6 protein-coding genes are annotated in these 12,756 nt (G+C 58.9%); all 6 read right to left on the reverse strand.

Translation table 11 applies throughout. From position 1 onward, the window contains the following. Positions 1-68: 68 nt before the first annotated feature. Complete coding sequence (locus tag AC1DX3_RS02560; RefSeq protein ID WP_476987661.1) at positions 69-4,253, reverse strand: beta strand repeat-containing protein; 4,185 nt, start codon at positions 4,251-4,253, stop codon at positions 69-71. A gap of 104 nt (positions 4,254-4,357) precedes the next feature. Next, positions 4,358-6,892, reverse strand: a complete 2,535-nt coding sequence (locus AC1DX3_RS02565) for a tail fiber protein (protein ID WP_476987662.1) — start codon at positions 6,890-6,892, stop codon at positions 4,358-4,360. Between the two features lie 215 nt (positions 6,893-7,107). Continuing rightward, positions 7,108-9,945, reverse strand: coding sequence for a tail fiber protein (locus AC1DX3_RS02570; protein ID WP_476987663.1), 2,838 nt, complete (start codon positions 9,943-9,945; stop codon positions 7,108-7,110). Between the two features lie 366 nt (positions 9,946-10,311). Continuing rightward, on the reverse strand, positions 10,312-11,097 hold the full coding sequence (locus AC1DX3_RS02575; RefSeq protein WP_476987664.1) for a hypothetical protein: 786 nt from the start codon (positions 11,095-11,097) through the stop codon (positions 10,312-10,314). A gap of 19 nt (positions 11,098-11,116) precedes the next feature. After that, on the reverse strand, positions 11,117-11,827 hold the full coding sequence (locus AC1DX3_RS02580) for a hypothetical protein (protein WP_476987665.1): 711 nt from the start codon (positions 11,825-11,827) through the stop codon (positions 11,117-11,119). A 419-nt stretch (positions 11,828-12,246) separates the two neighbouring features. After that, complete coding sequence (locus AC1DX3_RS02585) at positions 12,247-12,708, reverse strand: hypothetical protein (protein WP_476987666.1); 462 nt, start codon at positions 12,706-12,708, stop codon at positions 12,247-12,249. Positions 12,709-12,756: the final 48 nt, after the last annotated feature.

The raw sequence follows: 12,756 nt of genomic DNA on the forward strand, positions 1-12,756 counted from the left end.
GCCATTTCGCGCCCTGATTGTGCAACTGTACAATCAGGGCGTTGAACTTGGGAAATCACATTAAGTTGCTACCACACGATGTGGCTCAGGAAGGCCGCATCGGTCGCCGTCGTATGCAGCACGGTAATGACATTGCCACCACCGAGATCGATCGTAGTATCGGCGCCGACCTGATGGATATAGGCCGTGTGCGCTGTACCGTGGGTATAGGCATTGACATTGATCGTATCGTTTTGCGCCGCGGAAAAGTCGCTGATCGTGTCCGCGCCACTCGATAGGCCGAACAGGAAGACGTCGGCCCCGCCCTTGCCCCACAGCGTGTCGCCACCGGTGCCGCCGTTCAAAGTATTAGCTGCATTATTGCCGGTGATGGTGTTGGCAAGGCTGTTGCCGGTGCCGTTGATGGCGTTCGTCCCGGTCAAGGTCAGGTTTTCGACAAACTGCCCGGCCAGGGAGAAGGTCACCGAAGCATTGACCAGGTCCGTGCCGCCACCACTGCCTTCGATGACCGTATCGCCGGCATTATCCACGGTGAAGGTGTCATTGCCTGCCCCGCCGGTCATGGTATCGGCCCCCGCCCCGCCATTGATGACATTGGCGCCTGCATTGCCGGTAATGATATTGGCCAGGCTGTTGCCGGTGGCATTGATATCGCCCGCGCCCGTCAGGGTCAGGTTCTCGACCTGCTGGCCGGCCAGGGTGAAGGTCACGCTTGAGACGACCTTGTCCGTGCCTTCGCCCGTCGTCTCGACCACCGTATCGCCGGCATTATCGACATAATAGATGTCATCGCCCTTTTCGCCGACCATGGCGTCGGCGCCGGCGCCGCCGTTGATGACATTATTGCCGTTATTGCCGGTCAGGGCGTTATCGAGCCCATTGCCGGTAGCGTTATTATTGTCGGTGCCGTTGAGGCGCAGGGCCTCGATATTGGCACCCAGGGTCCAGGTCTTGTCGGAAATGACGGTGTCATAGCCTTCGCTGGCGTTTTCGCTGGCGCTATCGCTGAAATTGTCGACGATAAAGGTGTCGTCGCCGGCGCCGCCCGCCATGGCATCGGCCCCAAGCCCGCCGTCCAATCGGTCATTACCACCCATGCCGTTCAAGGTGTCGATACCCGCGCCGCCGGTCAGGTTGTTATTGCCGCCATTACCGTTGAGGATATTGGCCAAGCTGTTGCCGGTGCCGTCGATATCGCCCCACCCGGTCAAGGTCAGGTTTTCGAGTTCCTGACCGGCCAGGGTGAAGGTCACCGAAGAATAGACCGTATCCATACCGCCGCCGGCGCCTTCGATCACCACGTCGCCGGCATTGTCGATGACATAACGGTCATTGCCATCAAGCCCCTTCATCCGATCGGCGCCGGTCCCGCCGACGATATAGTCATCGAAATTGGACCCGGTGATGACATCGTCGCCGCCCATGGCGAAGACGGTAATACCGTGGTCGGAGGCACTGTAATTGACAGAATTGGCCGAGCCGCTGAGCACGATGGCCGTCTGTAAGGTCAGGCTGGAGACCGCGGTATCGACGCCGTTGACCCGGACGGTCTCGACGTTCTTGATGGTGGTCAAACCCTGGCCTTCCATTTGGCTCAGGTCGCGGACGCCGATCTGACCATTACCCAGGTCGTAGAACAGATAGTCGCCCAGGCTGCTGCCGGTCAGGATCAAGGTATCGTTGCTGCCGGCGCCGTCGAAACTGTTGTTACCCCCGCCCAGAGTGACGACATCGCTGAAGTCACCGCCGGTGATCTGGAAATTCTCGATGCTGCTGAAATGCACAGCCGAGTAGCTGGCCGCGTCGAACCAACCGCTATAGCCGCCATTGCCATCGGCGACGAAGCTTGTATTGCCGCCGCTGCCCAGGCCGTTGTGGTAACCGGCGTAGTTGAGGATAAGCGTGTCATTGCCTGTTCCCCCCATGACCAGGTCGCCACCGCCGGCGCTGATCCCGGCATCGATGACGTCGTCGCCGGCGCCACCGTCGATCGTATCGTCGCGGCCATTCAATGTGCTGAGAAAGGTATCGTTACCGGCCCCGCCCGTGACTCCGGCGAAATATTCGAAATTGGTCGCCGTGCTGGTCGTACCGGTCACCACCCCGGTGCCGAGATTGACGCTGACCCCGGTAGCGACTTCAGAGAAGTCCTTGCCGTAACCGTCGATATTGCCACCGCCGTCGGCCTGGTCGATACCCTTGCCGAGGTGCACGACGTCGTCGCTGCTACCGGTGCTGACGACATCATTGCCGTCGCCCGTCGTGAACGTGTCGCTGAAATCGCCACCGGTGATCTGGAAGTTCTCGATACCGGTAAAGAAAACGACCGAAAAGCTGGCGGCATCGAACGCGCCGTCATAGCCAGCGGCCAGGCTGCCACTGAAGGCCGTATTGCCACCGGTGCCGATGCCGTTGTGATAGCCGGAATAGTCGATAACCAGCGTATCGTTGCCGGCGCCACCGGTGACATGGTCGCCCCCGCCGGCCGACAGGCCAGGGCCGAGGATATCATTGCCGGCCCCGCCGTCTATCGTATCGTCGCGGGCGTTTTGCGTGCTGAGGAAGCTGTCATTACCCGCGCCGCCGGTAATGCCGGCGAAATATTCGAAATTGGTCGCGGTACTGGCATTGCCGGTAACGATGCCGGTACCGAGATTTACCCCGACGCCGGTGGCAATATCGGAGAAATCCTTGCCGTAACCGTCGACATTGCCGCCGCCGTCGGCCTGATCGATGCCCTTGCCGAGATGGACGACGTCATCGCTACCGTTGGTGCTGACAACATCATTGCCGTCGCCGGTGCTAAACGTGTCAGTGAAATCACCGCCGGTAATGGTGAAATTCTCGATACCGGTGAAGAAGACCGTCGAGAAGCCGGCAGCGTCATAGGCGCCGTCATAACCAGCCGCGAAGCTGCCGCTAAAGGCCGTATTGCCGCCCGTACCGATACCCTGGTGGTAGCCGGAATAGTCGATGACCAGGGTGTCGCTGCCTGCCCCGCCGGTGACATGGTCGCCGCCTGCGCCACTCAGGCCGGGTCCGAGGATGTCGTTGCCGGTTCCGCCATCGATGGTGTCGTCGTACTGAACCTGGGTGGCCAGGAAGGTGTCATTGCCGGAGCCGCCGGTAATGCCGGCAAAATATTCAAAACCGGTGACCGTACTGGCCGAATTGAGGATGGTGTTGGTATTGAGATTGACCGTGATGTCGGCCGTCAGATTGGAGAACGACTTGCCGTAACCGTCATTGTTGCCGCCGCCGTCAGCGGCGTCGGTGCCGCGCCCGAGATGGACGACATCGTCGCTACCGCCGGTGCTGACCACATCATTGCTGTCGCCGGTCGTGAAGACATCGCTGAAATCGCCGCCGATGATGTTGAAGCGCTCGATACTGGTGAAAAAGACCGTCGAGAACCCGGTCGCGTCATAGGCGCCGGAATAGCCGCTGGCCAGCGTACCGCTGAACGCCGTATTGCCGCCGGTGCCGATGCCCTGGTGATAGCCGGAATAGTCTATGACCAGGGTGTCATTGCCCAGGCCGCCGTCGACATGATCGCCGCCGGCGCCACTGAGACCCGGCCCCAGGATGTCCCCGCCGTCACCACCGCTGATGGTGTCATCCATCGCGGCCTGGGTGGCCAGGAAGGTGTCGTTGAACGACGTCCCCGTGACCCCGGCGAAATACTCGAAATTGGCAACCGTGCTGAGGGTGCCGCTGACGGCATTCGTATTGAGATTGACGCTGACACCATTGCCAAGGCCGGCAAAGCTCTTGCCGTAACCATCAATATTGCCACCGCCGTCGGCGAAATCCGTGCCCAGGCCGAGATGGACGATGTCGTTACTGCCGCCCAGGCTGACCAGATCGTTGCCGTCACCGACCGTGACGTCGTCGGCAAAGTCACCGCCGTAGATCTTGAAGTTTTCGATCGTGGTGAAATCGACCGAGCCAAAGCCCGGCGCCCCGTAAAAGCCGGAATAGCCCTGGCCGGCAACATAGGTGAAAGCGCCGGTGGAGATACCCTGATGATAGCCTTCATAATGCAGGATCAGGGTGTCGATCCCGTCATTGCCCTCGACATGATCGGTGCCGCTTAACGGGTCGATGGTGTCGTCGCCACCGTCGCCGTGCAGATTGTCGTCGCCTGTCGTGCCCACCAGGGTGTCGGGCCCCGGTGTACCGGAGTTTATCGACGCACCCGGACCATTGCCGGAAATATTGACGCCGCTCAGATCGTTGCTGATTTTACGCATGTCCTCACCCTTTCGCGATAACGGTGGTCCGGATCGATTCCGGCCTGTTATCCTTGAAGGCGTAAGCCTTGCGGAAAAGGGGTCACTGCGGCGTTATATTTTGTTTACCAGACGATATGGCTGAGGAAGGCCCCGTCGGTCGCCGAGGCGTTCAACACGATGATGACATTGCCGCCGCCCAGGTCGATATGGACTTCGCTGCCGACCTGGTGCAACGCGCCCGCCGGCATGGTGCCATTGGTAACGGCATGGACATTGATCGTGTCGCCTTCGGCCGTCGAAAAGTCGGTAATGGTGTCGCGGGCGCTGGCGGCCGTGAACATGAAGGTGTCGGCTCCGCCGCGGCCGGTCAGGGTGTCGTTGCCGCCCATGCCATCGATCGTATTGGCGCCATTGCTGCCCGTCATGACATTGGCCAGCCCGTTGCCGGTGCCGACGACCGCAGCATCGGTTTTCAAAGTCAGGTTGTCGACATTGGCGCTGAGCGTATAGCTGATCACCGTAATGATGGTGTCCGTCCCCTGCCCCCCGATTTCGGTGACGACATCGCCGGCGTTTTCGACATAGTAGGTGTCGTCGCCATAGCCGCCGCTCATGGCATCGGCGCCATAGCCGCCATCGATAATATTGTTGAGACCGTTGCCGATCAAGGTGTTGGCCTGGCTGTTGCCGGTCGCGCTGATCGCCGTCGTGCCGGTCAATTGCAGGGTTTCGACGAACGATCCCACCAGGCTGTAATCGATGGAGGAGACAACACGGTCCGTCCCCTGCCCGGTCGATTCCACCACCACATCACCGGCATTATCGACATAATAGGTGTCATTGCCGCCGCCGCCGATCATGGTGTCGGCGCCGACCTTGCCGTCCAGCACGTTGTCGCCGACATTGCCCGTCAGCACATTGACCAGCTCATTGCCGGTCAGGCTGGCGTCGCGATTGCCGGTGACGGTCAGGTTTTCCAGATTGGCGCCCAGGGTATAGCTGACGTCGATGACGACCGTATCCGTGCCTTCGCCGACATTTTCGTGGATGACGTCGGCAATGCCGTCTAGCATATAGGTGTCATTGCCCAACCCGCCGGTCATGTCGTCGATACCGCCGCCACCGCTGAGGATATTATTGCCGCTGTTGCCGACCAGCGTATTGTTCAGCCCGTTACCGTAACCATTGATATTGCCGGTCCCCTGCAGGGTCAGGTTCTCGACATCGCCCTTAAGCGTAAAGGACGCCGTCGCATAGACGATATCCGTGCCCTGACCCGTTAATTCGGTGACCACGTCATTGGTGTCATCGACATAATAGATGTCGTTGCCAATCCCACCCACCATGGTGTCGGCGCCGGCGGCGCCATCCAGCGTGTCGCTGCCGGCATTGCCGACGATATAATCGACCGCGCTGCCGCCATGGATGTTATCGGACTGATCGCCGCCATACAGGTGGCCGCTACCGTAAAAGTTCAGAACCGGCATGTCGGCCGACGAAATGGTCGTCGAATTGGTGCCGTAGACTTCGCCGAGGTAGTGGGTGACACCTTCCGAATCCTGACCGGTGCCGATAACGTCGCGGCCGCGCAGGTCCGGCAGAGCGAAGGTCGATCGGCCGTCGCCGCCATAGGTCGTTCCCAATATGGAAAACAGGGCCTGGTTCGTGGCGATCGCCAGCAATTGACCGGCGCACAGCAGATACCCCGACGGCACAAAATTGCCGGCAAAGGCCATGACTTCGCCCAGATACGGCGCGTCCCCGTCCGCCTCGGTAATTGCATTGCGGCTGRGGAAATTGCCCGTTATCGCAATGATATAGTTCATGGCCATGGACGGCGAATGATTGTCGATCGGATTGCCGCTGCCGCCCATATTGGTCGGCATATAGGTGCCGCCTACGGTGAAGGATTCCGTCCCGAGGGTTTGACCATTGGCATAGGTAATACCGGTCCCCGCCTGGATGCCCGCGCCGATGATCGTCCGGCCGCGTAAATCCGGCAAGGCGAAGGTGCTGACCCCATCGCCGCCATAGGTCGTGCCGAGTATCGCATAGAGGGCACTGTACTGGTCGATACTCAGTAGCCTGCCATCGCAGTTCATATATTCGCCGGGAGAGTAGTTACCGCAGAACAGGGACACCTGCCCCATCAGCCCCGTCGTGGCCCCCGAATGGGAAATGGCGCTTTGGCTCGGGAAAAGGCCCTCGACCTGGATCATGTAGTGCATGCCAAGATCAGGCTGAAGGTTGGCAACGGGAAAGGCCGACCCACCCGACGACGGCGGCAGATTGTTCTGGTAGATATTGAAAAATCCCGAACCGTCCTGCTCGCCGATCACATAGTTGCTCAGACCGGGACCACTGCCCTCTCCCACGGCAATACGTCCGGCCAGATCGGGCAATCGAAAGTTCGACGTTCCATTGCCGCCGAAATTTGTCCCCATGACGGAGAACAAAGCGGTATTGGAAGAGAGCGCCAGGGTCTGGCCGTTTGCGGTTGCCGTACCGTAGATCGCAAAATTACCGGCAAACAGGCGCACCTGGCCTAGAAAATCATTGCCGCCACCGCCACCGCCGCCACGCGACGGAAATTCACCTTGCAGATTGACGAGCTGAGTCAGGGCCAGCGACGGCGCATAATTGTTATAGATCGGCATGGGCGTTTCCTGCAGGTCCGGACGTGGCCGGGAGATGTGTTGTTAAGGTTGCATTAACACATTTTCGATACAGACGCACCGGCTTTCCCGCAGCGGCTCAGGGGAACGACGTTATTATTTCAATCCTGTAAGAAAATCAGAGACTTGAGATCGCCTGACCGTCTCAACCGGCAGGCGATCTCACCCCTAACAAATTACCCAAATAAGTGAATGGGTTACCAGACGATATGGCTCAGGAACGCCGCATCGTTGGCCGTCGTGTTCTGGACGGTGATAATATTACCGCCCCCAAAGTCGATGGTCGTGTCGGCACCGACCTGATGGATAAGGGCTGTATTGGCCACGCCATGGGTATAGGCATTGACATTGATCGTGTCTCCGCCCGCCGCCGAAAAATCGGTAATCGCGTCCGCCCCGCTATTGGTGCCGAACAGGAAGATATCCGCCCCACCCTTGCCGCTCAGCGTATCCGCGCCATAACCGCCGTTCAGCGTATTGATGGCATTATTGCCATTCATAATATTGGCCAGGCTGTTGCCGGTCCCGTTGACCGCATTGACGCCGTTCAGCGTCAAATTCTCGATCTGTTGTCCCGCCAAAGTGAAGGTGACCGATGAGATGACCAGGTCCGTACCATTGCCGCTGGTCTCCGTGACGACATCCCCGGCATTGTCGACCGTATAGGTGTCGTTGCCGGCGCCGCCGGCCATGGTGTCGGCGCCGCTCTTGCCGTCGATGAGATTGTCGAGCGTATTGCCGGTAATGACATTGGCCAGGCTGTTGCCGGTCGCCGTCGTCGCCGAAAGCCCCGTCAGGGTCAGGTTTTCGATCTGTTGGCCCGACAGGCTGAAATTGACCGACGATATCACCTTGTCGGTCCCCTGGTTCGCGACCTCGATGACGGAGTCACCGGAATTATCGACATAATAGATATCATTGCCGTCGCCGCCGGTCATGGCATCGATCCCGGCCCCGCCATCGATACTGTTATTGCCGCTATTGCCCTTGATCGTATTGTTGAGGCCGTTACCGGTGCCGTTGGTATTGCCGGCGCCCGTCAAGGTCAGGTTCTCGACATCCGAGCCGAGAGTGTAGGTCAAGCTGCTATTGACCGTGTCCGTCCCGCTCGCGACGCTTTCGACGACGACATCGCCGGCATTATCGACCGTGTAGACGTCATCGCCTGCGCCCCCCGTCATGACGTCCGCACCCGAACCGCCATCCAGACTGTCATTGCCGCCATTGCCGGTCAGTGTATCCGTACCGTTGCCGCCGCTCAGCGTATTATTGCCGGAATTACCGATCAGGATATTGTCTAGGCTATTGCCCGTGGCATTGATATTGGCGCTACCCGTCAAGGTCAGGTTCTCGATGAACTGACCGGCCAGGGTGAAGGTCACGGATGAATAGACCGTATCCGTGCCCTCGCCCGTCGCTTCGACGACCGTATCACCGGCATTGTCGACATAGAAGGTATCATTGCCCAATCCGCCGGTCATCGCATCGGCACCGGCGCCGCCGTCGATGATATCGTCGCCGCCATAGCCATTCATGGAATTGGTGCCCGAATTGCCGGTCAGGGTGTTGTTGAGGTCATTGCCCGCGGCGTGGACATTGGCGCCCCCGGTCAGGGTCAGGTTCTCGACATTGGCGCCAAGATTGAAGCTGCCCGACGATTGCACCGTGTCGATGCCTTCACCAAAGTTTTCGACGACGATGTCGGTAATGACGTCGACGATATAGGTGTCATCGCCCGTGCCGCCGGCCAGGGTATCGTCGCCCGTTCCACCGTTCAGCTGGTCATTGCCGCCATTGCCGTGAATATTGTCGTTGCCGCCCAGGCCGGAGATCACATCGGCGGAATCGCCGCCATAGAGGGTGTTATCAAAAGCGTCGCCCGAGAAGTTCAGCGACGGCACGTCGGCCGATGTGAAGGTCACCGTGTCGCTGCCATAGACCCCGCCGAGCGTATGGTCGCCGTCGGTGCCGATAATATCGCGTCCGCGCAGGTCCGGCAGGGCGAAGGTGGTCGTGCCGTTGCCGCCATAGGTCGTGCCCAGGAGGGCGAACAGCGCCTGGTTCTGGTTGATCGGCAGCAATTGACCGGCGCACAGGGCGAAGCCCTTCGGAATGACATTGCTGGCACTACAGATGATTTCGCCGAGATAGGCTTCACCGCTGCCGCCGACATCGGTGATGGCGTTGCGCGACGGGAAAATCCCCTGCAGAGCGATCATGTAATTCATGGCCAGTGACGGCGCGTGATTGTCGACGGGGCCACCATTGCCGCCCATATTGGTCGGCATTTGATAACTGGTCAGGGTCGAGCTTTCCTGGCCGACCACTTGCCCGACGGAATAGGTCCCGCCGGCGCCGATAATGGTCCGTCCGCGCAGATCCGGCAGTTTGAAGTTGGTGACTCCGTCACCGCCATAGGTCGTGCCGATCAGTTGGAACAGGGCGTCGTTATCGGCGATAGACAGGGTTGAGCCGTCGCATAGCGCATAGCCGTTTGGTGCGAAATTACCGGCAAACTCGACAATGCCGCCGATATAATCGCTGCCGGCCGACGACGTAAGGGACGACGACGAAGGAAATATCCCATACAGGCTGATACAATAGTTGATGACCAGGGCGGGCTGGGTATTGTCGACGGGCTGTGATGTGCCGCCCGACGATGGCGGCATGTTGGACGCGGCCAGGTCGAAGACGTCCATACCAAAGCGCTCGCCCAGCACATGGTCCGACAGTCCGATACCTTGACCGTTGCCGACGGAAATATTGCCCCCGAGGTCCGGCAGGGCGAAGGTAGATTTTCCGTCGCCGCCATAGGTCGTGCCCAGCAGCGAAAACAGCGCCGTGTTCTGGGAAATAGGCAGTATCTGGCCATTGCACGTCGCTGTGCCTTGCGGAGCGAAATTGCCGGCAAAATGGCTAATGGCGGCGACAAACTCATCACTGCCGCTGGTGATCCCGCTGCGCGGGGGAAATATGCCCTGAAGGTAGATAACCTCGGTGAGCGCAAGCGACGGCTGTAAATTGGAATGTGGCATGATGGGCCTCCCTGAAATCGGCTATAGGTTTTATCGGCTAATGGGTTTTACCGGTTAATGATGGTCGCACCTGTGCGCCCCCGGCGGGCACGGCACGGCGTCACTTATTACCACGGCCAAAGCCGACGCGTAACGTCGTTTTACAGCCCCAGCGCTATTTTTTTTCGTCCGACGATAGGGTTCAGAAACGCCGCGTCTCTGGCCGCTTTCTTCTCCAGGCGCGGCCAGCGATGGAGCGACCGAGGAGCGTGGAAGACCGGGGCAATAGTGCTCCTGTCTCCGTATTCCCAGCATCGCTCGCGAGGTCAAAAAAGACCTATCGCCCTATTTGCGCGGCACCTGCTTCAGTCAGCGAAAATACGGCCTCTATTTCTTTATTGAGAAGCCGTACGGAATATAGAGAAAAACCTCGGTATTGCTGACCTGTTTCCAGGCTATGCTTTTATCCAGACCCGTTACATCAAGGCCATACTCCGCTCCGTAAAAGCTCATAGCGTGCGTGGCGCCTGCGGCTATCCGGCGGTAAATTTCGTCACGATATTGCTCTGGATTGATAATGGTCAGTGCTAAGTCACCGGTCTGCTCGATTTGTGCGCGCCCGGCCGCGGGGACAGATTTAACAAACTTATCAATCGCTTGCTGTGCGTTGCTGATTGACCCATCCAGTTTTGTCTTCACCTTTAGATGCACAACCGTGGAACTGCCATCGTCTTCGAACGCCGGTGGGGGTTGGCTGTCGTCGTCACCATAGTCATCCTCATCTTCCTGCGAATCAGCGACACCGGCGAGGCCCGGGAACTGGTCCTGCCAGTTCATCCTGGTCACTTCAACGAGCTCGAACTGCCCGGTAACAAGGCTAAATCCATTGCGTTTCGCGCGGTCAATCGCGTCCAGCAGCATGGTTTGAACTTCCTGCCTGCGCAACGCCTCCTCACGCGAATCCGAGACGATCTCGATGTTCCGTACGGCCGAATCCGCCTGCCGCTTGAGTCCTATAACGGGAGGTTGTGCGACATTTGCAATGGGAGAACCTGAGATGCTGTTCCGTCTCACTCCAGTGACGACGACTTCGCTACCGCCATCGTCCTGCGCGCACAGCGGGCCGGCGATAAGGGCCAGACTGCCGATGGCCGCCAGAATAAATGCTTTCATGCCGTCTCTCCAGGTAAACTTATTTGGGCACGATAGTGTAATGATAGGGCACATACAGGAACACGTCCGTGCCGCTCACCTGCGACCAGGATATCTGGTCGTCGATGCCGGTTATCTGGACCGCATAATCAGAACCGAACATGGCCGCGTAGTGGCGAGCATTGTCAGCCACCAAGGCAACGATAGTATCGCGATATTGATCAGGATTGACGATGGTGAGCGTCAGAGCGCCCGTCTTGTCGATTGAGCCACGCCCTGTCCTGGGGATACCTTTAATAAACGAAGCCAGTTTCTGTTCCGCCGCGCTGGCCGATCCGACAAGCTTCACCTTGATCATCACAGTCGCCTGGCTCGTATCCACACGCCCCGCAGACGAGAGTGGCAACTCCATGTAGTTCAATTTGGTGACGGGTGTCAGCTCAAAATTCCCGGTTACGAGTTCGATGCCGGACGAAGCTGAGCGTTCAAGGGCGGAGAGAAGCATGGCCTGAATTTCGTGCCTGCGGGTCGTCTCATCACGCGAGTCAGACGCAAACGAGACTTGCAGCAGCGCAGAATCGGCCTGTCTGCGTAGTCCCACCACGGGGCGGTCTTCCTGAGCATAATGGGCGCTGCGCCGGTTCGCGTTTACAACGACTTCACCAAGCGTGAGCGTGTTCGCATCCTGCGCAAACGCTGGAACAACAGCGGCACCAAAAATTGCAATCGCCAGAAAAAATACTGGTTTCATCGCCTTCCCCCGTCACAGAAATTATTGGTTGTTCTGACAGAAACGCAACTGGATTGTTTCGATACCTGCGACTCAGCTTTACCCCGGCATTTCGCACATCGACATCTGTCCGACGCGCGGTTGGGGGGAAGGTAGCCTGCCGTGCTGGCGTTGTGAAGCCCGCGAGGGTTTTTCCCGCGCATAATTTACAAAGGGAATTGAGGGACAGGAGCACTATTCCCCACACTTCTCCGACAAGGACTTATCCTCAGTTCGGCCTGGAGGCTTATATTTCGGTGTTATTTCGGTGACATGTTACCAATTGCATAAACTTTTCCTGCCGAGAAGGTGCCCTAACCCACGCCTTGCACAAGGCCGCGATTAGGAAGAGCCTGCAACCTGCATACCTTTTCGATCGCCATACGCCGCGAACGGTCCCCTTAATGTATCGTATGCCCCGGCTCCCTTGCCGGCATGTTGCCTGCTCTTGCACGATCCACCGCACCCGCCCTCGCCGGCTCACGCCTGCTCGCCTCGCAGGCTGCTTTCTTCTTCCGCACGTCGGCCACCAACCTTTCCGCCTGACGCAGCGCCTTCTCACCCTCGGCGCGTGCCTTGGCCTTCCTCGCCGCATCCTTCGCGTCCGCAGATGCACTCTCACAGATCCCGTCTGTTGTGCCGGGCGCAGCGTCAGGCCGCACGAAGCACAGGCCGTTCCACGCCCCGCGGAAGGTCGCGTGCCGGCTAAGCCACAGCTTGATCGTCGCCACCTCCGGCAAGCTCGGATCAGCCTCGACGATCTCCGCCAAACTCAGGTTTGAGCCGGCGACGATTTGATAGAGACGCAGGGCGACTTCCCCTGAATAGCGCGTCGGACGATGGGGCTTATGGGTTTTGGACATGGACGTACTCCTTTTCAAACAAAGAAAAAACATGGCGTGGCCTGGCAA

The sequence above is a fragment of the Asticcacaulis sp. P2_B1 genome (genome assembly GCF_056404915.1).